The organism is Aliiglaciecola lipolytica E3, from assembly GCF_000314975.1.
GTDB lineage: Bacteria > Pseudomonadota > Gammaproteobacteria > Enterobacterales > Alteromonadaceae > Aliiglaciecola > Aliiglaciecola lipolytica.
On sequence record NZ_BAEN01000015.1, the window covers coordinates 121,308 to 145,758 of the forward strand.

Sequence of the window (24,451 nt, forward strand, 5' to 3'; positions counted from 1 at the left end):
TAAGAAGTATTCATGATTGAATTGGACGAGCATTATCTGTATGAGGTGGACGAAGGTGCTGTTGTCATTAAGTTCCATCCTAAACTCAGTGACAAGCGAATAATAGTAACTCTGGAATCAGGTTTACCGGAAGAGTTGAGTCCTTCGAATGCGTTTTGTTCGGGCAGAATTGTTCGCGTCTCTCATACCGTGACACATTTCAAGTTGAAAAGTGATGGTAGTATTGACATTGATGATTTCATTGTTCCTGTTTCTTTGAGAAAAAAAGGACTAGGGGAGTTTATCTTGAAAAAAGCAATATCTGCTTTTAATGTTTCCCCAACAACCAGTTTCTCTGGAATGCTCTCTATTGTGGATATCCCCAAGAAGTCGACTCAGTTTTGGTTAAAAGTTTTAGACACAGATGAGGGGAGGCTTGAACCGGCTACAGAGGACAAAGATGGCTTTTTTCTTGCGCCTTTAAAAGATTTCAATCAATAACCATTAGGGTATCCTAGGAAGTAAAGCTATGTCATGCTGATGGCATAGCTTGTTTTTGACATTTTCTGATGTAACAAGTCTTTAAAATAAGTTATCCGACAGGCGTTTAATAGTAGCTTGTTGGTATCCCTTTCTTATTTTTGTTCTTGAGCCAGAATTTTGCTGAAGTATTTGTACAAAACTGTATCGTCCGGTGGTGTGTTTCTTTTCTCGAAGAAGGCATTGAGGTTGTTATCTGAGCTTGCCCACCTGACGATATTACTCGTTACCGACTCTATTAGCTCAGGAGCAAAACTTACGTAGCCTACCGGAAGCGAAATATTTCTTTCATCCGTCATTGGTAGGTGGAGCAGGCAAGCAACCATGATATTAGGTAAGAGTAATACTTCACAGTTTTCCCCACCGAATTGCTTTTCGCAGCCGATCAGAGCTGGGGCAATATCTCGATTTCGGTAAACTTTCCGTTGCTCAATGGCTTCGCTGACACTCGAGCATGGAAGAGCTAAAACCGCTTTGGAAGTTTTCTTCCTGTTATCAAATAGTGAGGTTATCGATTCTAGTAATGCACCGAACTCTGAGGTGCGCCCCCACGTTGAATTGTCGCCTTTTGAAAGCCAGATTAGTCCGCTCGACTTTGGCTTTTTCGGGAATATTTCTTTTAACTTCTCAGTAAGAGCTTGAGAATTGAAGTCTGAATACAGGTTACCGACAATGAGTTGTGTATCTTTTGAATGATGAGCCATTCCATCAGCATAATGCTTAAGAAGCAACTCAATATTGAAACTATTGGTTTTGTCGTTCCAGTACTGCGTTAATATCGGATCATCGGTAGCGCTTATATAATCGCTAAAATCTCTAGTGACATCACTATAGGGCTTAGTATTGATTGCTGAATCCATATAGTTAAACAGTGATTTGTTGATGTCCCATTCGTCAAGATTTGAGTCTTCATATGCAGTTTGCAACACATCAGGCGCATCAGTATCGATGTAGTACTCGACTGGAATCGGGATCGAGAGGTCATACTTACCGTTTACATGGTTGATCTTGTATAACTCTTCTCTTTCAGAATAGATATCTTCACCTTTAACAACTTCTCGAAAATGCTCAAAATTACTGTCAAATGCAGACATTGCTTTGTCATTTAGCTTTGAATAGCATTCATCGGGTAAAGGTAGAGATATGGAGGTGCTGTTAATCCCACTGCGTTGCACTGTCTTAGGCAGCATTCTGAATTCGCTAAGTTCGAAGAATACGTTATCGATTTTATCAACCACCTCGAAAAAGCGTGGGAGCATATTACCTTCTACTTCTTCAAAGTTTTCTAATGCATGAGCCGTGAGTTCTATCTCATTATCACTCCACTTGATCAAGCTTTCCTCTTTCAAGTCGTCTAGAACCGCAAGCGTTTCTGCCGCAGTGAATCCAAAATAGTCCTGAATGAGCGATACAGGAGACTTACCCACAGAATGAAGTACACGAATAATAAACTCTTTTACGACAGGGAGTTGGCGCTTTTGGCTAACGGTGTAATCGATAAAGAACGCTTTAGTTGGTAGTCCGAAGCTAATTCTGTTTAATTGTATTTTCATTACAGCGAAACTCCTTTTACCGGGCGGATAGAGTAATTTGGGGAGTTATTGTCCTCGATAAATTTAAACACACGACCAAATGCGGAGGATTGATTATACTGGCTCCACATTTGACTATTACCCACTATGAATAGACATTCCTTAGCCCGTGACAAAGATACATTGGCTCGATTTTCAGATGATACATAGCCCTGCGTACCCCTTGTATTACTTCTTACCAGAGAAAGAATAATGATGTCGTTTTCTTTACCCTGATAACTATCCACCGTATCCACTTTCACAATACGCCTTTCAAGCAAGCTTCTCGCCCACGGCATACTGTTAATTTTTCTAATCAGGTGTCTGACTTGTTCTCCATACATGCAGATGACCCCGATCTTAGGTTCTTCGCCTTCAATAAATATTTCATCATCGCTATCGCTGTCATACATTCGTTTGATAATTGAGATGATGCAGTCGGCTTCAAGCGGGTTAATGAAGCTTTTTTCATTAACGCCCTTTCCTTTAGGAGTTGCTTCCCTGTTTTGATTTCCTTCACCAGATGTGTCAAACCATGTCACTGGATTGGCGAATGAATTAATTAAATTTTGATAGTTTTCATCAGTTAGAGAACGGCCGGTTCGCAGAGCACCATCATAGAAGTTTTCTGACACGAGTTTACCGATTGGTGGGGCCATCCGATATTGCGTGAGCAGAGAGCGTCCAACGGTCTCTCCATAGTCAGAGACGAAAGCTCTTTCAAAGTCACTTCGCTTCAGCTCTTCCTCATCTAATTTCGGCAGTTCTCGTTTTGCGGCTTTAATATGCGCTTCATCAAACAATGGCGGAAGTTGTTTATGGTCTCCAACAAGCAATACCTTTTTTCCGACCTGCATGGCAATCGCCAATTCACTTGCTGGGGAGCGAGCGGCTTCGTCAATAACAACGAGGTCATAAATATTTTCCTGTACACCGTAATGGTTCCGACCAATACCGACACAAGTGCCGCACACAAGGGTTCTGGTTTTGGCAAGGAAGTTTTGAAATTGGGCTTTTCCTGATGCCATTACACTTAACCATTCGTTAGACGTCTCAATAAGGTTGCTAACTTTGGATATCAGTTCCCTTGAGTAAATATCGAAATATTCAGAGAGTTGTTCTAGAAGCGTACTTCGTATTTTAGATAGTGGAACACCGGTAAAGGAGGGCGAATCAGGTAATTGTCTGGCCAAGAAATCGTTAAGGTTCGCCTTTAGTTTCGATTCTCTTTGTGCAAGTTTAGCTGTACCAGCCTGATCTTCATCCTGTGCTTGAGATAGCAACTGGTTAAATCGTTGACCGTAGGAATCCTCAAATTCTGATATAATAGAAGACATCTCGGCTGGTATACCAATGTGTTCAAGTAGCGTACTTAGTCGCTCTCTAAATTCAGCCCTAAACTTATCACGATAGTGTTCTTGAAGAGCTTTTTCACCGACATCAGTCAAGGATGCAGATAAGTTTGATTCATCACCAAGACGAACAATATCGATTGCTTGTTCCGTTCTTTTAAATAGGGAACGAACTCTCTCACTGGCATTATTGACGGCTTCATGAGATTGACTCACTAGTAGTACGCGCCGGGCGCCTTTCATAATTGAATAATGTATATAGGAACCGATAAAAGCTGTTTTACCTGTTCCGGGGGGGCCTTGTAACAAGGCAATAGGGCCATACTTGTAAAGTGCCTTGAAAGCACCTCGTTGTTGTTCGTTTAAGGCGAATGAAATGCTGCCATCTTCTTTGTATTCAGTATAAGAATCTAATTCATCTTCAGTTGGTGTTATACCCTCGATAATTTGAGCATCAAGTCCGGGGGAAAAATAGTCGGGAAGGTCAGGGATTATAGCTCTACCTGTAATTAATTTTGTAACCGCTTTTTCTCGTTTTGAAAGTGACGCAGCAGTCATACTTCCCTCCAAAATAAGGGTGTCTCCTGCTTGGGGAGTATTTTTACCGCGAGTTTTTAATATGAGGTTGTCTGAGCTCAAATCTTCAACAATGCCGATCACTCTTAATTCGCCTCGCACTTCCATTTTTACATTTACTCGTTCGGTTCTTAGGTCGAAGTCGAATTTGCTGTCATCTAATGAATACCGGAAACTGAGTAACTGATTGGCATTGTAAACAGGGTCGGTCACAACCTGAATCTTGGGATAGCTTTCTTCCTCTGTATCGACAAGCACTTTCCAAATTTCGCGAGCGTCTAATACTGTTGACTTTGCCATCTTTGGTAGTGTCAGAGTTGGTCTTTTCGGCCCTTTGGCCTCAGCATTGGTCTCACCGGAAGTTCTGGCTAACTCTTTGTAGGTATCACTTTCGAGAATGAAATTGATGAAATCTTCGGTTGATCCATGAATATTGTTCGATAGATGAATTTCACCAGTTAACTTTAACTGAGAATCGCGCTTATTTTTGATAAACTGGTCATGTCGAATGTCATTTTCTCTAAAACTGACAATAAACTTTCTATCTTCATTAATTAACAAGCTTATATTTTTTTTGATGCCACTAAGCTGGACACTTAATAGATCTCTATCTTTACCAGCATTCTGCTTAAGAGTCATGTAATAAGCGCCATCGTCTGAGGTCAATAACTCGGTGACCGTTCGACAATTTTTATGATGAATCTCATATTTTTTGATGGTAACTGGAGGAGGCGGATTAACAATCTCATCGAAATTATCGAGTAACTTTTCTAATTCGCTTGTCGATACCTCAGGGAGATCAAGTAATTCTTCCGCGTATTTGGCGAGATGAAGTGAACTAATTACCTGTGCTAATTCATGTATTATTTTTACAGCAGCAAAACGATCAATGGCAGTTTTAGCTAGACTTTCATACGAAGACGGAACATAGGCAGGTGTATGTTTATCTGCGTTGTTTAAGTCATATTCGACTAAGTCGATGAAACGAATATTTTCATTATCGACAATTATGTTTTGAGGGTGTAAGTCGCCATGGTGAAGCTTTGCACCATGAAGTTTGAGTAAAGCGGTTATTAATGCTTTAGCCAGCTTATAACCGTCTGGCTTCTCGATATTCTCAACTGCTTTATCCCACGAGATTCCCTCAACCCATTCGTATTTAAAGTATGCGCAGGTCATTGTCGGGTTAAAGCCGAAATCTAAAATTACAGGGAGTTGCGGTAAAGCGGCGTTGTTTATGCTCTCGAGCCTGCTGAAAAACATCAGAAGCTCATGGTTTATTCCTCCAGCTCCGTTTGTATCACTGAGTCCAAACCATGCTTTTACTCCAAAAGAGTCATCAGGGGCTTTTAATAAATGACACGTCCCCTCAGTTTTAAAGAGCACTGCGTCGAGTTCAGTATATACGTTCTTATTGTTATGATATTTTGATAAAAGTGATAAAGAATGGACTGGGTCTTCTGAACCAGTTCTTATTAACTTATTTAGCTCCGTTTGTGCATCGCAAAGATCCTGAAATCTATTTCTGGAATCGAGTTCGAGACCGCGAGAAAACCAGTATTCTAGCTTTTCACTAATTTCATTGTCCTTAATTGGATTCCAGACATAAATGCCATCTTCTTTTATCGGCCAAGTATCAAAAGCTATATAGTGACAAGCCGCAGTCGCCAAATACACGTCCCTGCTGAACGCAGTCGCATGTGAGGTTTCTTCTAATAACTCTTCAGGTGTCTCAACTCGTCCATGCTGAATAATTTTTCTGACTGGAGAAACAGTCTTTTTATCGGGATCTGGGTAATACGCTGTTAAAAAGTTAGAGAGGACCACTTTACTGGGGAGTGATAACCAAATGCTATGCGAACCTAGGTCGCGGTGAGCAACTTCAATATCATGAAGTCTCGATAGCTGACTTACCAGAACTTGTATTAAGTCTAATCTGTTCTGAGTCGTTAATTTGTTTTTATTCTTACGAATAAAAGTATCGAGTCTTTCTTTCTTATTAGGCCATTCGTAGAGCTCTACGAAATCTTCTGTTAGGTCTATTGGTATATGCAGTAACTGAAGGTGACTGTCTTTTAAATCTTCATCTTGAGTATCAATGTAACCTAGAACATTTGACTCTCTCTGAGCAATTGTTGCACGCTGTTCAGGGGTTCTAGAGTGTTCAACGATACAGGGCGCAGTAAAGTCCCATCTTCTCATCAAGGCTTGATAATTGGCATTATTTGCCTGTTGGCTACGATATTCAGCATACAAGTTATCTTTGTGCTGGAAAAGCGACGAGCCGTTTAGGACATAGCCGTTTGATGAAAAGGCTTTTGCTTTGAAGTCTGCGCTATTATTGAGAAAAATCCGGTTCCAGACTGTGATATTTTTTGTTGGTATGTCTTCTTTTCTATCAAAGCTGAATGGGCGACCTATTATTTTTGCGTATGTTTTTTCATCGCCAATGTGTTTGAACTCATCCAGTGTAAAAACACACTCTCTTTCTTCTTCTGAGAGTTGAGACGCGTCAGCTGAGCCGCACAACACTACACGTTTATCAACGTAAGGGACATATTTGTTGCCGAGTTTCTTTTGGAGTCTTGACTTTAGGATTTTCGCAGCTCTGCTTGCTTGGGAAACTGCGTTAATGCGGCTCTCTTGGCGCCCGTCATCGTACTCCTGAATCCACCGATTGCCTCTTGAGAAAATCTTGCCCTTATAGTTTTTAAGCTCAACAACGATGATTCGGTCATGAGTGACAAGTATTAAATCTGCCTCAAAGTCTTTTCCTTGTCGGCCTAACATTTCTAAAGAGGAGTAGCCTATCCAGCTGTCAGGGAGGTATTTCGATAAGACTTCATTAGCTTTGAGTTCAAAACCGTTAATTCCTTGAGGATCAAGACACTTTATGTCCATACTGCTTCCTTGATGAGTTGATAACTAAACTTCAGACAACATGTGTTACCAAGTTATCGCAGTAATGGAGGGGTATGATGAAGGCTTTCAGAGCTATTTGTAAAATTGAATTTGGGATAGCGTCCGACGTGGTTAAGCGCATTCCATTACTGCTTATTAAAAATATATCCTCTTTGCTGGGATTCAAAAAAGAGAATTCTCATTATGTACAGTATAATCTTATCAGGTTTACGTAAAGTGATTTTTTTTGAACAAAATCAATGGCGTTTTTTGAATAGCGACACTCTGAAAAGTTAAATGAAACGACTACTCTTTTTTTACGTTGAGCGTTTGTGTAATGCTATTAGTCTAAATTTATAATTTGTTTTATTAAGTTCCCGCCTTTATTGCATAAAATATTCTTAGAATAAGTGATTACCGAAAAAATATGACAGGATCGAGGAAAATAGAATGGAAGCATTGGAAAATTCTAAGTGGCTTAATGACGCTGTTGGATGTAAGCAGTGTGGGGATGCTGCATCAAGTCGATGCCAATATCGCGTAGGAATCGTAAGTTCAGTTTCTGAACTAATGTCAATATTTTCCGACGTAGGCCGAGTGTAATGCTCAAATTTTCTTGGACACTTTATTAGGCACTTTTCATTAATTTCATCTCATATTCGACTGGTGAGTTGTTTCCCAGTTTTTGGTGTCGCCGCTTTTGATTATAAAATGGTTCGATATAATCAATAATATCCGCTTGGGCCTAGTGACGAGTTTGATACCTTCGGTAGTTAACCCGTTCAGATTTCAAACTTCTAAAGAAACACTCCGCAACGGCGTTATCTTAACAATTTCCTGCTCGACTCATGCTTGCCTTGAACCCAAGTTCACTCAAACACTTCTGGAATGATTCACTTGTGTATTGAGCCCCTTGATCTGAATGGAATATGACTCCTGTCATAGGCTCTCTTTTATTGACTGCTAACCGAATAGCACGGGTAGTCAACTCAGTATTGGGTTTATCTGAGAATGCCCAGCTAATAATTTTTCTCGAACATAAATCTACTATTACTGCTAAATATAACCATCCTTGGCCTGTTCGGATGTACGTGATATCACCTGACCAATGGGTGTTAAGTTGTTCAGGGTTAAATTGTCTATTTAAATAATTAGGGGCAATGAAAGATGCCTTTCCTGCATATGGATAACGATGTAACCGAGGCCGTTTCGCTATCAATTTAAATTTGCGCATCAACCGACGTACTTTATAACGACCCACTTCATAACCTTGATGATTAAGCTCTATCATCATTCTTCGGCTGCCGTAAGTGGCGTCCATTTCATTATGAATATGCTTTACTGCAGCCTCTATGTGAATATCAAAAGACTTAATTCGCTTGGGTTTAGCATGAAAGTAAAACGAGCTACGAGGTACATTTAAACATCGACAGATATGCTGAACATTAAACCCAGCCTTCTTCAATTCTAGCGCGACTTGCCGCCTTTGTTCATTTCTATTGCGAAGAAGGCCGAAGCTTTTTTTAACAGGTTATTATCACTTTCCAACTGTTTAACTTGTTTTTCTAACTCTTGAATTCGTTTTTGTTCATTAGTGATGGCAGACGCTTTAGGCGTAATGCCTACTTGTTCTTCGCGATACTGGCGCACCCATTTTTGCAAAGTGGAATAACCCACTTCCATTGCTTCAGCTGCTTGCCTAACTGGATAACCTTGAATCGTGATCAACTCAACACATTCTAGTTTAAATTCGTCTGTGTACTTCTTCATCTTCACCTCGTTGGTTTTTGATATCATACTTCCAACAAAGTGTTTTGAATAATTAGACCATTACAAAAGCGATCAACGGGGAACTTGGTAAATTACCGCATTTTTGTAGATCTGTAATTAAGTTTGTGACTGTTTTAAAATAGTTTGTGAGTAGGAAAACGTGAAAAGCGAACCTGTGAAGGTTTGCTTTTCTGTCATTGGTTCGTCGAATTTTATTTTCTCTGGGAAGCTATGAGTGCTTTAAACAATGTGTTGCGACGACCAGTTGAACTCACTCGGTTGCTTTGGATTGCTTAATCAACCTCTTCCTAATGGTTATAAAACCTCTTCGATTGGTTTTTCACCATTAAATAGTTCGACAATAGTTTTGTCTGTTGGTGGGTGATTAACGCAATACAACAATGCTTTGGCAACGTCACCTCGGGAAATCGTTGCTTGGTCTTTTTGCGCTGGCCGCTCAGAAGTGAATTTTGAGCTAGGGTCAGAATCGGTTAACGAGCCAGGTCGAATAATAGAGTAAAGCAGTCCACTATTTATTAGATGTTCGTCGGCCATATGTTTAGCAACCAAATAGGGTTGCATCTCTTCTGGTCCTTGTTCTGGTTTATCTGCTCCAATTGAACTTACCATAACAAAATGCTTAACATTATTGGCCTTAGCGTAATCTACGGCCCGACAAGCAGCCCATAAATCGATCAGCAAGGTTAGATCGGCTCCGGTACTGCCGCCTGATCCGGCTACAAACACAACGGTATCGCACTGTTCGCTTGCACTTTGACTAAACGCGTGGCTAAAGTCTTCTTTCAGATCGCCTTCTACGATAGCAAGCTGCTCTGCTTTAATATCTGATATTTTGCTTTTGTCGCGGACAAAGGCAACAACGTTTTGCTGATTGTCGACCATCGATTGGGTTAGTTTTTTGCCGATTTGCCCACTGGCGCCAATAATTAATGTGTTTTTCATTTGTTCTCCTTATGTAACGTTGAGTATAAGTTTCTGACTCTTTGCAGCGTTTGCTTAAATTAATCTGATCCCTATTAGCACCAATATGAATACGTTGGTGAGTAGTCCAATCAAGAAAAAATAGGTTCGAGGACTGGGATTTTTTTCCGTCGCGATAGCATAATAAAGTGCCATATGTATCAACCGCGCAAGCACATAAATCCATACAGCAATGGCAAACAGAGAGCTTTGATAATTAAGAGAAAAGGCGAGTAAAACGCTTCCAACAAATAATACGCTGTTTTCTAACGTGTTATGAAATGTGCGGTGAGCTCTAAAAACAAAACTATCATGGGATAAATCTTCGTTTAATTTTCCCGGCACTGCTGCAGGCTGATTAGCCTTAGTAAATGTTGCCACTAGCCACTGTATCAACACCATTATTAGATAAAGATAAAATGCAAAATATACTGAATGTGCAAGCGCAATCATTTCATTGTTTCCTTGTTGTCATGTTAAAACATAAGAAAGCAATATATGTGCCCTAGATAACTATTTGAATTATATTGGTTATTTTATTTTAATAGGTTGGGGTGTGTAATTTATACTGTGTTGACGATAAGAATTACCGAAAAGGTTAAGTAGTCGACTCTGCAACAGGTTCTTTATAACTGCCAGAGTTAAACATGATCGCTGCATAGTTAACTAACTTGGTAAATGATCCTCATTTAGTCGATCTAAAATTAAGCCTGACCGGCGCACAGCCAGTCGTTGTAGTTTGGCTTTTAGGAGAAACCTACATGCTTTATAGCAAGGTTGTTAAATGTTCAGCATACGAGGTAATTATATTTAGCAAATCGTCCATTTTAGCCGGTTTAGTCATATGATGATCGAATCCGGCCTCTATCGACCTAGCTTGCGCATCTTTGTGGCCAAAACCAGTCAGTGCAATACTTAGTAGGTTACTGTGTAGCTTCTGTGATTTTAGTGCGGCCAATAGATTGTAGCCGGTCATGTCGGGTAGACCAATATCCAAAATAAGGACATTAGGTTTGAAGCTGTTATAAGTCGATATCGCTGATTTTCCATCGATGCATGCAACAACCTCACAGCCTTTAAGCTCCAAAATCATTGAAAGTCCGTAGGCGGCATCTTCATTGTCGTCTACTACCAATACTTTTAAATTTTTATACAGCTCAACTTTCGAGGCTACTTTTGAGCGATGAAAGTCTTTCTTCTGTTCAGCTTTTTCAGCGAGTGAGACATCGGCAATTGGAAACCTCAGAATGAAATTACTACCAGCACCAAGTCCATTACTCTCTACATGCACCGAACCGCCATGCAATGTCATAAACTGTTTCACCAATGACAATCCAATCCCCAATCCTGCATTGTCGGTGTATAAGTTATGATTTATCTGTTCAAATGGCTCGAAGATCTTATCGCGCATGGCCGTTTCAATTCCCATTCCATTGTCTCTAATATTAATAATGCACTCATCATTGAGGCGCATAAGTTCAATTTTGATTTGCCCTAAATCTGGGGTAAATTTGAATGCGTTATTAATGACGTTGACTATGGCCTGCTGCATACGGATTTTGTCTATCCGAGCCACAATAGTTTCTTTGGGTAACAATAAAGTGTGGTGCTGCTGCTTTTGCTCAAACTTAAGTAAAAAGCTGTCATATATTTCTTGCAGTAGCTGGTTAACATCTATTACCTGTTTATTCAGTTGTATTTTTCCCTCTTCAATTCGGGTCAAATCTAACAGGTCATCGAGCAAGGAAGATATTACGCTAACATTTGACTCTATCATCTTGACTGCCTTAGGCAGATGACTCGTATCTTGATCGATAATTAGCAATCCACTGCTGATTGCTGCAAGTGGATTTCTAATTTCATGCCCTAAAGTAGCTAAAAATTCATTTTTCTTTTCGTTTGCATTTTGTAGTTCAGTGACAGCCCTTCTTAACGAACTTTCTAGATTCTTGCGTTCAGTTATATCAATAACCATGCCTATCATCTTGTGAGCCTTGTTATCTACAAAGGTCACTTGGCCAGTGGCTTCAATCCATGTCACTTTTGCCGTTTTCTTATTAATGACTCGATATGTTACTTGATAATGTCCATTGCCGTCTGGACGCCCGGCGAGCTCAATTGCATGATTGACCTGTGCGATGTCATCTTCATGAATCTGCTCAGCAAAGGTCTCGAAATTTATTTCATGTCTGTCTAAGCCCCAGATTTCGAGCAATAAGTCATCCCAATCAACAGCACCCGTTTGCATCATAAATTCAAACGAGCCCAGACGGTTTGAATCTTTGGCTATGCGCAACCGATTTTCATTGTCTCGTAACTTCTGTTCAATTGACGTACGTTGAATGGCAATCGAAAGAATGTTGGCGGCTGAACGTAAAAAATTCGCATCATCTTTAGTAAAGTGTTGTTTAGTTTTGGTGTGTATACTGAGCACACCATAAGGATATTCGCCGTTTTCAATCACGCAACTAATACCACTGACGACTTTATGTTCGGTCAATAAGTTAGGTCCTGTAAAACGCCGCTCAGTTGCCAAGTCGTCGACAATTACTGGTTCAGTGCTGGTTAACGCAAACCCTGCTTGCGAGCAATTGCCAGTTTGAACTCTGGTATTACCAACTAGGCCTGCATCCCAGCCAACTCCTGCTTTTAACAATAAACTGTTTTCATTTGGTAAATACTTTAACACTTTGGCGAAATCAGCATTTAGAGTATGGGCGACTTCGCGTACTAGACGGTCGGTTAAGTTATCGATATTGTCGGTACTGAGTGCTTCAATACCAAGCTTTGAGATAATCGCGTGTTGTTGACCGCTTGTCTGTAATCCAGCGACCGCTACTTTTAAGCTGTTTATGTCGTTAAATGTCAGTACGACGCCTTCAACACGTCGGTCTTCCGTTTGATAGGGTAAAATACGTTGCAAATACCATCGATTACCCACTCTAATTTCTCTTTCCGATGACTCAAGGCTGTCTAGCACTTGAATTGCATCATTGAGTGTATTTTGGTCAACAAATTGTTGAGATATTTCTTCCAAAGGCCTGTTAATGTCTGAAGAGCCAAGTTTAAGTAATCTTTCTGCAGCAGGCGTGAAGCGCTTAACTTTTAATTCATTGGTCAAAAATACAGTGGCTAGATTAGTGCTTGCAAGGAAGTTATTGATATCGTTATGTGTAGATGATAGCTGCTCGATCTTGTCTTTTAATTGCGCGTTTACTGTCGTCAATTCTTCGTTAAGTGAACGAAGTTCTTCTGTACTAGCTTCTAATTCCTCATTGGAAGATTGCAATTCTTCGTTGGTACTCAACGCTTCCTCATGGGATGCTTTGAGTTCTTCGGTGCTTGTTTCTAACTCTTCAAGCGTATTCTGCAACTCTTCTCTGGTATCTTTAAGTTCTTGCTCCATGGCATCGAACATTTTGTATTGGTCTTCACCATCGTCATGTCCAAGTTGGTATCCGTTTTTTTCATCATCACTTAACGTTACCTTTTCAAACGTAACGACGACTGAACCTTGTAATGCACTATCATCTATAATCGGGGTGATAGTTGCTCTGTTGAAGGTCTTGTCTTGATTTACCGAGTCAGAATAATTGGATTGATTGACGATCACTTGCTGATTAGATTTTTTGGCTTTAAATATCCCGCTGCGCAGTCGCGTACACATATCGGCGTCTAACATGGCGAAAAAATTGAACTCAGCCTGTCCTTGAGGCAGTTGTAGAAATTCATTTACCTCGCCATGGATATAGTTTACTCGATGATTTTCATCTAGCAGAACGGATGGCTTCAACGCGCTAAGTAAAGCTAATTGGCTTTTTCCAAGTTGATTGTTTGTAGCTGCTTGTGTGTTTCTGCCTACAGTTGTTTTTATTGTTCGATTGAAAAAGCTCGGTGTTTGGGTTGACCTAAGAGTTTGCCCTTGTCGTTCAATGCGAGAAAAAATCCGCCACTTATGCGACACAGGGGTAAACTGTTTTTTATGATCCCCAATAGTTTCTGAGCTTCCTAAAAACAGATAGCCATTAGGCAGCAAAGCGAAGTAAAACGAGCTTAATACTTTTTGCTGTACCGAAGAACGCAGGTAAATAAGCAGGTTACGACAGCATACTAAGTGCAACTTGGAGAACGGAGGATCGGTATACACATTTTGTGTAGCAAAGGATATGCAATCACGTAATTCACTGTTTACTACGAAGTAACCATCTTCTTTCGGGTGAAAGTACTTTTTGAGGTATTCTTCCGGTAATTCTGAGGCGATACTGACAGAAAAAACGCCGAGTCGAGCTTTGGCTACAACTCCATCATCGACGTCAGTGGCGAAGATTTTAATGGCTAAATCTTTTCCAGATTTTTCAATTTCTTCTTTGAAAAGAATTGCTACAGTGTAGGCTTCTTCACCTGTTGAACAGCCTGCCACCCAGACGCGAATATCACTCCCTTCTTCTACCTCCGATACTATTTTACTCACCACGTCGCTTTCTAGAATCGCAAACGCTTCTTTGTCGCGGAAAAAATCAGTGACATTGATCAATAAGTCACGCATGAGCATTTTGCGTTCTGTCTGGCTATTACGCAAAAGCTCGATATAGGACGCTTCGTCTTGTTTGTCGGTGAGACTCATTCGTCGATATAGACGGCGATGTACCGTTGTTTCCTTGTACTGATCTAACACAAAATTTTCATGCGCTTTTAACAGCGACGAGACAATTTGTAAGGTTTTATCACTCTCATCTAAGGGATCTTTGGGGTCCAATTCATGATAAGGATGATTGGCATATTCTTGGAGTAGTTGAATCATATCCTCTATATTTAATACTTGGTCGACCACACCCGCATCAATTGCACTGTTTGGCATGCTTGGGTATTCAGCTGTCTCAGGCGTCTGCACTATAGCTAGGCCTCCACCGGCTTTTAAAGCCCTCAGTCCCGTGGTGCCATCGCTACCAGACCCAGACAGTACAATACCTACCGCTTTAGACTTGTATTGTTGGGCCATTGAGCGAAAAAGATGATCTATCGCTAAGCGACTGCCTAGCTGATGTTGTGGTTTTACGATTCGAATACGGTGGCCAACAACCTCGATATTCGAATTTGGCGGAATTAAATAAGCGTGTCCCGCGTGGATAATTTGGTTGTTTTGTGCTTGAGAAAACGAAAAGTCGGCATGTCTCTCTAATATGTCAACCATCATACTTTTATGATTAGGATCGAGGTGTTGAACGACGATAAAAGCAAGAGGGACGTCTTTGGGAACCGTTTTAAAAAACTGCTTTAATGCATCTAATCCGCCGGCAGAAGCGCCGATTCCGACAACTAACAATGGATGGCTTATTTTACTCACAGACGTTTGGCTCCGTTTAGTCGAAGAAATAACAATTTTCAGTACGGCTAAATAAACTGTGTCTGAATTTTAGAACCACACAAGTGTAAAAACACCGCATAACCCGTTGAAGCCATTCGATTTTAGTAACCACTAGGTGGGCTGTCAACGGCTAAGGTAAATTTACGTCATGGTTCAGCTTTATAGTCTGGCGAATAGCAGACTAAAACTTTACCAAAGTACTCAGCGGGCAAGGTTTGCGCTGCCGTTGGGGGACTATTAAACCTCTGTTCAAATTAAATAACATCGTAAATTTAAAATAAAAAGGGGTCGGAGTGAATTAAATATTTTATTCACACCGACCCCTTTTTACAGTTTAGACAGACATAGTTTTAAAGTTAAATCAATCCTTGGTGAAGAGCCGGATTGTGGTCTATAGTTTTTTAGCCTCTGGAATAAGTTTGCGCCCAACTTGCTTAAACTCTTTGCATGCCAATAGATTTGAATTGAATGATAGATATACAAACCTATTTTAATTTTGTACTAAACGTTGTCTATATTATTGAAATTGATCTGTGGAAATTTAGGGTTTACAGGTTGGAAGGGCTGGGTTCCCGCATTTGAATACATCAATAAAATAAATCGAATATACAAGGGATGGTAAAATGAAAAAAGTGCTTCAAATGTTATCGGTTCTTGGCCTCGTTTTAGTAGCTGCTGAGGCGGATGCTATGACAGACCAAGAAAAGCAAGAAGTTACTTATGCCAGTGAAGCAGCGCCAAATCACATTACTGATTCGGCGACATTCGTTATTTTCCGTGACGGAAAGTTTCAGACAATAAAAAAGGGCAGTAATGATTTTACCTGCTTAGTTGTGCGTAACCCAAATGGACGGTTTGAACCTGCATGTTTGAATAAACCTGCAATGGAAACAGTGTTACCAACATTAGAATATCACACTGCTCGTCTTTACGACGGAGCCAGCACAAAGCAAGTGATGGGTGAAATAGCCAAAAAGTTTGAGAAGGATGAGTTGCCCACGGCAAAAGTTGGGGCTTTGGTGTACATGATGTCTAAAAATAATCAGGCTTACCTCGAGGATACTGACGAGTTGATTTCGTTTCCTCCCCATCAGATGTATTTTATGCCAAAGCTGTCTGCTGATGTGTTCTCACTGGCTGAGAGTACGTTTTCTCCGGGGAGTCCTTGGCTTTTTCAGGAATATCCTCACATGTCATGCTTGATTGTTTTTACCAAATAATACCGTTGGATAATTGGAGAGATTGAAAGGCCGGCTGCATAATTATGTCCGCGATACGAGACAGTTTTCTGAGTGAATTCAATCCTTGTTTACACGTTAACAATGAAGAAAGTAGCTACTGAATTAAATTAGATGAATTAAATTAGACAGGCATGATTTACTTAGACCGATTTACATAGACAGACCGATTTACATAGACAGGCATAAGTATCAAGCAAAATAATCACACTCGTTTAATCGCAATTATTAAAATAAAGGTGAATGATTTAGATAGACAGGCATAAGTATCAAGTAGACATGATTTACATAGACAGGCATAAGTATCAAGCAAAATAATCACACTCGTTTAATCGCAATTATTAAAATAAAGGTGAATGATTTAGATAGACAGGCATAAGTATCAAGCAAAATAATCACACTCGACTAATCGCAATTCTTAAAATAAAGGTGAAGAAAAATATTACCGTTTTTTATATGTTCGGATTTTTGGTTAAAAAAATAGAATTAACCATATGAAAATGTCAAAACATGGGGCTACATTTTATTGCGGTAGTGTTTGGAGCTTAAATTGCGTTTTTCTATGTTAATTAGCTGAGATTTGGCGGTATCGTTGTCGATATTGTTTAATGCTGTTAGTTTGTCCTGCTGCGACGCTAAACGACGACTCAAAGTTTGAAAAAAGGGTTTGCCAAGAGCTTTCATTTATTCCTAAACGCATCAAAATAGGAGACTCGTCAAAATTGATTGAGCCGCGTTTGTTAGGCTGTAGACTGCGACCAGAAATATCGACTAGTGACAGGTAATCAATTAGATCGAATGTTAAACCTGGTGGTTGAGGTTGCGTCGGATTACCTATCAATGGCATCAACGTTGGGGGCTGCTTACCTTTTTTAAAATCCAGAATGCGGCGTTTCACGCTTGTGTGCTCTGATGTTTCAGGCGAGCTAGCTATATTAGCGCGAATGGGGTTCAAATCCACATAAACCATGCATGCTGCGATGGCATGCTCATCCAATAGTGCCTGAGACTTAAATCGTCCTTCCCAAAAATGACCTGTGCAGTGGTCTTCTCGATTCGCTTTTCGGGCAATCGGTTCGTTGAGTTCTCGCATAAACCAACTTATGTCCATTAATCGTTGTCGATAGATTGATAAGGTTGCGCGTAGAGTATTCAACTCTGCAGCTGTGAGTGACAACTCATCAGAGTTTACAAATTTTTGCGTTAACAATGTGCCTTTGTGGAGCTTATGCCATCTCAAACAGACCTGTTTATCTGTCCAGTTTTTGATTTTATCGGTATTAACATGTAGTACAACATGGGAATGATTACTCATGATTGCATAGGCACATACTTCAATTGCAAATACAGTGGATAAAAACAGTAACCTGTCTTCAACCCATTGACGCCGATGTTCAAAGTTTTTACCTGTTACTTTGTCTTCGCCACATAAATATGCTCTTCGTACACAACGAGATACACAATGATAATAGGGAGTGTCACTTAGAGAAATTTGAAGCTTCCTTGCAATAGGCATGGCGATTCCTTTTAAAAACCTTACCTTTAGCATAGTTGAAAGCCGATGGGTGAAGGTCTAGTTTATGACTGTCTCAAGGTCTAGTTTATGCCTGTCTAAGACATAAATTTCGTAACATTAATTCGCGACTAAATACTCGAGCAGCTTCAAAGTGGCTTTTTCATCTGGGCTAAAATATTTAGCTCGCGTGCGTTTGAGTTGTTTACGGAAATAAGCAAGTGTGCGGCCGCTTTCGTAATGCAATATAACGTTAGGATGGATATAATTTGAACGACACACAGCTGGCGTATTTCCTAGTTCATTTGCCACTTTTTTAACCGCCGCTAAAACATTACTTTTATTAAGTTTTTGATCTTTTGCTGGGCCAATTTCCTCAAGGGCAATTGCCATAAGCACCGTTCCAGCCCAGGTTCGAAAGTCTTTTGCACTAAAGTCTTCACCCATTACTTCGGCAATGTATTGATTTAAATCCTGAGCGTTTATTTTCTTACGCTGTCCATCAGGCAAAGTAATGTCGAACAATTCGTAACCCGTCATTTTTTCCAATTGCATCAAAACCTTGCGTACGTGTTTATCATTGATTTCTCTGTGCTGAGGTTGATGACTCTTGCCCATATAATCAAATTCCACATGGCTATTTTCAATGTTCATGTGCTTTACCCGTAATGTCGTCAAGCCGTATGTTTTGTTATCTCGAGTATAAGTGGGGTTGCCGGGTCTAAAAAACGCGTCATCTAACATGCGAGTCATACAGGCCAGAACCGCCTTTTCATCGATGGGACGTCGAGTAATATGTTGTCCGGTAACCCTCCGCATGGTTGAAAGCTCTTTCGCAAACCGCAAAATCCGTTCAAATTTTTGCTCGCTCGCTTGCGCTGTCCATTTTGGATTATAAATATATTGTTTTCGATGTTGTGCATCTCGACCAAAAGCGAGCACTTTGGCGCTACGGTCAAGATTAATTTGTACGTCCTGCCATGCAGGCGGTATTGCTAAGCTAAGTACCCATCGCTTAAGACCTTTATTCTTAACAGTTTTCCCAGTGGGATACTGATAGGTAAAGGTATCTCCGAAGGGTTTGCGGACAATAAAGCGTTCCATCTCCACTTCCTTTGTATAAATACATGCTTTCTTAAATTATCCAAGTTGATACGCTTCTGCACTTGATATTGATCAGCTTCAACAAGGATCAGGGTTGGTATTCTCCACACTATGCAACTAGCAACAGCTTTGCTGATTACGCCTAATTTTTATGACAGGCATACATAGCTGTTAATTGTAGCTTAAGTATTTTCAACTTCATCTTATGACAATTGTCATTCTTCATTAGTGACATTTGTGCCTTATTTTTAATAGCTGGTGGCGCAATAATAATCTCAACTTCAACACAACTATTGAGATTACAATGAGTAAATTTACTTTAGATCAGCAGCGCGAACAGTTCCGTCATCGCCGTTTTCTTGCTATGCCGTTAGCAGGCATGATTGTTTGGACAGTCATCGGCTTTATTGGCTTTTTCGCCAATTCCATGGAAACAAAAATATGGTCAATTTGGCTAGGCAGTGGTGCGATATTCTATTTAGGAATTTGCTTCGCTAAATTAACTGGCGAAGACTTTTTTAATCGCAAAAAAGAGAAGAATGAATTCGACAATCTGTTTATGGCAGGTGTCGTTATGGCATTGTTGGTTTTTTCTATCGTTATGCCTTTTGCAATGAAAGAATCTACTTCTATTCCTATGTCAGTGGGAATTCTTGGAGGATTAATGTGGATGCCACTGTCTTGGGCAATTCAACATTGGATAGGTTATTTTCACTCTATTGCTAGAACTCTGGCTGTGACGATTTGCTACTTTGTCTCTCCTGAACACACGTTTGTCACTGTACCAGCCGTAATTGTAGTGATATATATTATTAGCATAATTGCTCAAGAAAAACGTTACGCCAAAATTAATGGTATCAAGAACGCAAGAAATGTAGCGTTAAAAGATGAAATGTTAACAGCAAGCCCTGCTAAGTGATTGCAGTACAATCACAAGGAATCAATATGGCCACAGCCTCTTCAAACTCCAACATAAGCTTGCCTGCCTTAGGACGTGGCGAGCGTAGGAAATGGTCTTTCATTTCATTGTTTTTTTCTTTTTTCTATTTTATTCCTTTATTTGTTAACGAGCCTATCCCAAACACTCAACATTTATTCGCCTCATTTGCTTTATACGTAATTTTTGTGGCGTTTTATCTTTGGTCAGTTTTCAGCAATGGGAAAGGGGTTGTGTTACCGATAACGGGCTTATTGCTAGCTTGTATTGGTGGCACCTTACTCAATTTTGGTGGTTTATTTTTATTCGGATTTGCTACTTTTTTAATTGGCTATCATGCCAATGCTTGGGCTCGAATTGTCAGTATTACCGTGGTTTTGGGCGCAATGGTACTCTCTGTGATGCACTTTGATTCCTTTGACTTTCGTTATTTAATTCCTTCCACCTTTAGTTGCTTAGCTTTATTTGCATTTGGTTTGTTAGAAAGAAAAGAAGCCTATATTGATATGCATAAACAGCATGCAGCGGCAGAACTCGCTCAGGTAAGCGCTATTGCTGAGCGAGAACGCATAGGCCGAGATTTACATGATTTGGTTGGACATACATTATCCACTATAGCGTTAAAGGCTGAATTGGCCGAAAAGCTTCTGCAACACAATCGCATTGACGAGGCTAAAACACAATTGGCAGAATTAAGCGCTGTGTCACGAGACGTATTGTCCGATGTGAGAAAGGCGGTTTCAGGGATGAAAAAGCTCTCATTGAAAAACGAGTTACAAACCCTTGCCAAGTTGCTTGAAAATGCCAACATTGACGTATCACTTACAACCAACAAACTAACTAACACAGAGCTGCCGGTTAGCATTGAGTTGCAAATGGCCTTTATCGCAAAAGAGGCGGTCACCAATATTTTACGGCATAGTCAAGCAACCAAGGCATACATAGAAGCGTTTATAGACAACAATTTAATGACGATGCGAATTGGCGATAATGGCGCTGGCAGCAACACCGACACATACAAAGCTGGAAACGGCATTACTGGCATGCAAGAACGCCTTGATATGATTAATGGTACATTGCGCATTAAGCAAAGTGACGGAATGCACATCGAAGTTAGTGCTGCGATCCCATTTGCCTAAGAGTTTCTGAGTTATTCAAATACACCACAAAGGATGTTTCATGAGTATAAATTTAGTGATAGCCGAAGACCAAACTTTGGTGCGAGATGCGCTAACGGCACTAATTGGTTTTGAATCTGATTTAAATGTTGTTGCTTCCTGCGGTGATGGTGCAAAAGCACTGAGCTTTATTAATGATTCTGTTGATATGCCCGATTTGGTTTTAACCGATATTGAAATGCCGAACATGACAGGCATAGAACTAGCCGAAATTCTGCAACAACAGCAGCCAAGCATTAAGGTTGTGATTATGACGACTTTTGCTAAAGCTGGGTATATGCGCAGAGCCATAGAGGCGGGTGTTAACGGCATAGTACTTAAAGAGGCTCCAAGTGATTATTTGATTGCTAGTTTGCGCAAAGTCATAAAGGGGGAGCGAGTAATTGATACTGAGCTGGCGATGATGGCATTAGGCGATAAAGACCCGCTTAATGACAAAGAACGAAAAGCATTGAAGTTAGGTGCACAAGGTCTATCGACTGCTGAAATAGCTGAAAAGCTATTTATTGCTAAGGGCACAGTGCGCAACTATTTATCTGAAGCCATTTCCAAGATGAATGCAACCAATCGTGTTGACGCTGCACGTATAGCCAGTCAAAAAGGTTGGTTGTAGCCCCAATAAACATCAATCAGTACATTCAAAATTCGATTGGATTAACGATATATTTTTGCGAATCGAAACTATGACTGTCTAAAACCGAAATTAGATTTTAATGCCTGTATAGAACTCCACTTCATGCCTGTCCAAAACTAGACTAACCCAGCCTCACCCCAAGCTAGATTTCTATGCCTGTCCAAAAAAACATGCCTGTCCAAAAAAACAGTCCGTCCAACTTCGACTAGACTTCATGCCTGTCCAAGTCCTGACTTTGTGAAGCTTAGTTTTAAACATCAATACCCAGATTATTGTTTATCAGCTTTAGCTTCCGCGTCCATGATTCTGCCGTAGAGCATTTGGTCTTCGTCACTCATCACTCCGCGACAACATTTTGCGAGCACACCAGGCCCTGCTTTTAAAGTTAAATTGCTTAAATCTAGCGGTTTTCCGCAACACGAGCAGCTCAATCTAGGATGGGCGACTTCACCACATTCGGTATGCACATATTCCACTGGAACTCCATCGGAATCACACATCCATTTATCTCCCCATTGGGTGAGGGTGATGAGTACCGGATAAAGATCTAATCCTTTTTCAGTCAGACGATATTCAAAGCGGTTGTATTTTTCGTCATACAGATGCTTGAACACCAAATCTTCTTCAATCAGCCGGTTAAGTCTATCGGTTAGACGGTGTTTGGTGATCCCAAGGGATTTTTGGATATCGGAAAATCGCCTCAAGCCTAGAAAAATCTGACGCACAATTAATAACGTCCACCGATCTCCAAACACAGAAGTGGCTTTAGCAATAGAGCAGGTCTGCGTGTTGACATCTTCCCAACGCATAATTTCGTCACCTAATTTTCAAAACTATCTGCATATTTTACTTGACAGGTTCCATTTTACAACCATATATTATTATAGTTCCATTATGGAACTTAATTATTTTTAGGAGGCATTATGAACAGGTTAAGTAAACTCGGTATAGCCGTAGTATTTTCACTAATGGCTACGACTACGGTAGCTGGGGACAAAATGAGTCAGTCAGAATTGAAACAACAGGCATTGCAAATGTGTACGCAATCGGCCACCGATACATACGGTGCAGATGCCATAGTTTCCGTTCGTAAAAGAGTGGAATGGCAACAGGGTAGTAGTCGTTTAAATTGGCATGACGGCCTTCAAGCACATGTCAGGATGATTGTATGGCTGGATAAAGAGCATTTAGCCAAGGTAATGTGCAGCGTTGATCAGAAACATCACCTGTCACTTACGGCAGTAGAAGTTTCACCCAATGACGAAAATGGATTACTTGCAGTGAGTCAAATGGAATTAAATAACTAATCTCGGACATTCAAAATGGAGTAAATGTTATTAAAATAATTTGTAGTTTAACGGTGGTGACAATTGCTAGACGGTTTAGTGATTGCCGCCATCGAACAACCACATCATCAAATATCACTATCAACTTGCTAAAAATACCGGAAATCTTCACACTTACATTAAAATTGAATATATAGTTAAGCCCATGATTAAAATAAAAAACAAACTATTATCCGGTTTATCTGGTGGTGGTTAGTGATTATTCCGGGCATTCCTTTTGTGTTAACTACGTTAGGTTTTGCTATTTACGTCTATTGGCCACGCGACTTTTCGTCTGTCACTCAATTCCCGCTTCAACCAGATCTTGAATATATAACGCTTTCAGCCCATGGCGTAAAAGGCTCACCAGAAAAGTGGAGTGATGAATTACAAAACACAATGGCGACATCTCCGCCTCCCCAATTAAGCGATATTGTGCAGCAAAACCACAGCATCGATTGGCGAAATTTCTCCAACAATGTCTTTTTATGCTCGGTTGCCGGTAAAAAAATAGGCATTGAAATTGGTAAACGTCTGGCTAAGCAATCAAGCGTTAAGGCAATTCATGCCATCGGCCATAGTTGTGGTGCCTTTGTCGTGTTTGGAATCTGCGAAGGAGCTAAATCAGTAAATCACCAGGTGCAAGTACAAACAACGTATCTCGATCCCGTTAGCGTTTTTTCTGGCATATTTTGGGAATATGGCATTGATAATTTCGGCAAGTGTGGTGATTTTAGCGATACCTATATCGACACGCGTGATACTGTGCCAGGTAGCAATCAAATATTGCCCCATTCGCAAACCCTTGATGTAACTTCCCTGCAAACTGAAAAAGATGCCGGCTATTCTCCCCATGATTGGCCAACGCGGTATTACATTCAAGCGATTGAAAATAACAAGGTCCCGATTTACTATAAATCAGAATCTCGGCACTAAGCGTATAGCCCCTTCCACTACTTGCATATCTAATGGAAACTTACTCATTAGTGCAATTTGGGGATTATTCATGTCTAATTCATACACCGGATTTACGGCAAGAAAAGCGTTAATCAGATCCATAACTTCACGATTTAGTACGTTGAGATTTCCTTTATATCCACCGGCTTCAATACTGGAATCGAGTAAGTTCAAGTTGCGTAAAAAGACTGCTTTTTTCTCACTATCGTATACAGGACTTCCTTCTATTTGCAGCAATAAACGCACAGGATATTTAAACGAAAAGGCATTGATTTCTGCGCCAGAATCCACCCCTAAAGAGATAACATCTCGATTGTCAGGACCAATATCTACGTTCAAATCATTAACGTTGAGCTGCACAGGTAAACCCATCACGCTGACTTTTTGGCTCATTTGAGGCAATTGTTGAGTCAGTAACGATTGCATTTCTGCGTTGCTAAAGGAAAATACCGACAGACCTTGCGTGCTGGCGCAACCCGCTAATAAAAGTATCGACAATATAAATAAAATTTTCATATTAAACCTTTTTA

Annotated in this window: 20 protein-coding genes; 8 read left to right on the forward strand and 12 right to left on the reverse strand. The window is 40.3% G+C overall.

Annotation, left to right across the window (positions count from 1 at the left end):
- The first annotated feature begins 12 nt into the window (after positions 1-12).
- Entirely contained in the window at positions 13-480 is a 468-nt protein-coding gene (locus GLIP_RS02815) for a hypothetical protein (protein WP_008843049.1), read from the forward strand.
- Positions 481-614: 134 nt separating this feature from the next.
- On the opposite strand, the gene GLIP_RS02820 is transcribed toward GLIP_RS02815, so the two are convergent.
- Positions 615-2,072, reverse strand: a complete 1,458-nt coding sequence (locus GLIP_RS02820; protein WP_008843050.1) for a hypothetical protein — start codon at positions 2,070-2,072, stop codon at positions 615-617.
- Positions 2,072-6,919 (reverse strand): AAA domain-containing protein, encoded by a 4,848-nt coding sequence (locus tag GLIP_RS02825; protein WP_008843051.1) that lies wholly within the window; start codon positions 6,917-6,919, stop codon positions 2,072-2,074. The genes GLIP_RS02820 and GLIP_RS02825 overlap by 1 nt, the downstream gene beginning before the upstream one ends.
- Before the next feature lie 450 nt (positions 6,920-7,369).
- Here GLIP_RS02825 and GLIP_RS21865 point away from each other — a divergent pair, with 450 nt between their 5' ends.
- A complete protein-coding gene (locus tag GLIP_RS21865) occupies positions 7,370-7,522 on the forward strand; it encodes a hypothetical protein (RefSeq protein ID WP_008843052.1) in 153 nt (50 codons plus the stop codon).
- Positions 7,523-7,547: 25 nt separating this feature from the next.
- Here the strand turns inward: GLIP_RS21865 and GLIP_RS22475 are convergent, their stop codons facing one another.
- From GLIP_RS22475 to GLIP_RS02850, 6 genes are all read right to left on the reverse strand, one after another.
- Entirely contained in the window at positions 7,548-7,652 is a 105-nt protein-coding gene (locus tag GLIP_RS22475) for an IS3 family transposase (protein WP_153886256.1), read from the reverse strand.
- A 93-nt stretch (positions 7,653-7,745) separates the two neighbouring features.
- Positions 7,746-8,384: an IS3 family transposase gene (locus GLIP_RS02830; RefSeq protein ID WP_008843053.1), complete on the reverse strand. Its 639-nt coding sequence runs from the start codon at positions 8,382-8,384 to the stop codon at positions 7,746-7,748.
- Positions 8,385-8,386: 2 nt separating this feature from the next.
- A complete protein-coding gene (locus GLIP_RS02835) occupies positions 8,387-8,689 on the reverse strand; it encodes an IS3 family transposase (RefSeq protein WP_008843054.1) in 303 nt (100 codons plus the stop codon).
- A 315-nt stretch (positions 8,690-9,004) separates the two neighbouring features.
- On the reverse strand, positions 9,005-9,652 hold the full coding sequence (locus GLIP_RS02840) for an SDR family oxidoreductase (RefSeq protein ID WP_008843055.1): 648 nt from the start codon (positions 9,650-9,652) through the stop codon (positions 9,005-9,007).
- 54 nt (positions 9,653-9,706) lie between these two features.
- Positions 9,707-10,123: an MAPEG family protein gene (locus GLIP_RS02845; protein ID WP_008843056.1), complete on the reverse strand. Its 417-nt coding sequence runs from the start codon at positions 10,121-10,123 to the stop codon at positions 9,707-9,709.
- A 313-nt stretch (positions 10,124-10,436) separates the two neighbouring features.
- Entirely contained in the window at positions 10,437-15,014 is a 4,578-nt protein-coding gene (locus GLIP_RS02850) for a chemotaxis protein CheB (RefSeq protein ID WP_008843057.1), read from the reverse strand.
- Positions 15,015-15,658: 644 nt separating this feature from the next.
- Here GLIP_RS02850 and GLIP_RS02855 point away from each other — a divergent pair.
- A complete protein-coding gene (locus GLIP_RS02855) occupies positions 15,659-16,255 on the forward strand; it encodes a hypothetical protein (RefSeq protein ID WP_008843058.1) in 597 nt (198 codons plus the stop codon).
- A gap of 583 nt (positions 16,256-16,838) precedes the next feature.
- Here the strand turns inward: GLIP_RS02855 and GLIP_RS02860 are convergent.
- Both GLIP_RS02860 and GLIP_RS02865 read right to left on the reverse strand, forming a co-directional pair.
- Positions 16,839-17,789 (reverse strand): transposase, encoded by a 951-nt coding sequence (locus GLIP_RS02860; RefSeq protein ID WP_008843059.1) that lies wholly within the window; start codon positions 17,787-17,789, stop codon positions 16,839-16,841.
- A 117-nt stretch (positions 17,790-17,906) separates the two neighbouring features.
- Positions 17,907-18,890: a DNA topoisomerase IB gene (locus tag GLIP_RS02865; RefSeq protein WP_008843060.1), complete on the reverse strand. Its 984-nt coding sequence runs from the start codon at positions 18,888-18,890 to the stop codon at positions 17,907-17,909.
- Positions 18,891-19,194: 304 nt separating this feature from the next.
- On the opposite strand from GLIP_RS02865, the gene GLIP_RS02870 reads away from it, so the two are divergent.
- Genes GLIP_RS02870 through GLIP_RS02880 form a run of 3 tightly spaced genes read left to right on the forward strand, consistent with a single transcriptional unit; the run spans position 19,195 to position 21,618 of the window.
- Positions 19,195-19,809 (forward strand): DUF7010 family protein, encoded by a 615-nt coding sequence (locus GLIP_RS02870; RefSeq protein ID WP_008843061.1) that lies wholly within the window; start codon positions 19,195-19,197, stop codon positions 19,807-19,809.
- 26 nt (positions 19,810-19,835) lie between these two features.
- Positions 19,836-20,966 carry a sensor histidine kinase gene (locus tag GLIP_RS02875; RefSeq protein ID WP_008843062.1) on the forward strand — a complete coding sequence of 377 codons (1,131 nt, stop codon included), beginning with the start codon at positions 19,836-19,838 and terminating at the stop codon, positions 20,964-20,966.
- A 40-nt stretch (positions 20,967-21,006) separates the two neighbouring features.
- Positions 21,007-21,618 carry a response regulator transcription factor gene (locus GLIP_RS02880; protein ID WP_008843063.1) on the forward strand — a complete coding sequence of 204 codons (612 nt, stop codon included), beginning with the start codon at positions 21,007-21,009 and terminating at the stop codon, positions 21,616-21,618.
- Between the two features lie 290 nt (positions 21,619-21,908).
- Here GLIP_RS02880 and GLIP_RS02885 read toward each other — a convergent pair whose 3' ends face one another.
- Positions 21,909-22,448, reverse strand: a complete 540-nt coding sequence (locus GLIP_RS02885; RefSeq protein ID WP_008843064.1) for a winged helix-turn-helix transcriptional regulator — start codon at positions 22,446-22,448, stop codon at positions 21,909-21,911.
- Between the two features lie 114 nt (positions 22,449-22,562).
- Here GLIP_RS02885 and GLIP_RS02890 point away from each other — a divergent pair, with 114 nt between their 5' ends.
- Together GLIP_RS02890 and GLIP_RS02895 are read left to right on the forward strand one after the other, a co-directional pair.
- The gene (locus GLIP_RS02890; RefSeq protein ID WP_008843065.1) at positions 22,563-22,946 is read left to right on the forward strand and encodes a hypothetical protein; all 384 of its coding nucleotides are present in this window, start codon (positions 22,563-22,565) and stop codon (positions 22,944-22,946) included.
- Positions 22,947-23,180: 234 nt separating this feature from the next.
- Positions 23,181-23,900, forward strand: coding sequence for a hypothetical protein (locus GLIP_RS02895; protein WP_008843067.1), 720 nt, complete (start codon positions 23,181-23,183; stop codon positions 23,898-23,900).
- Here GLIP_RS02895 and GLIP_RS02900 read toward each other — a convergent pair.
- On the reverse strand, positions 23,883-24,437 hold the full coding sequence (locus GLIP_RS02900) for a DUF1439 domain-containing protein (protein ID WP_008843068.1): 555 nt from the start codon (positions 24,435-24,437) through the stop codon (positions 23,883-23,885). The two genes, GLIP_RS02895 and GLIP_RS02900, sit on opposite strands and share 18 nt — an antisense overlap.
- Positions 24,438-24,451 lie beyond the last annotated feature (14 nt).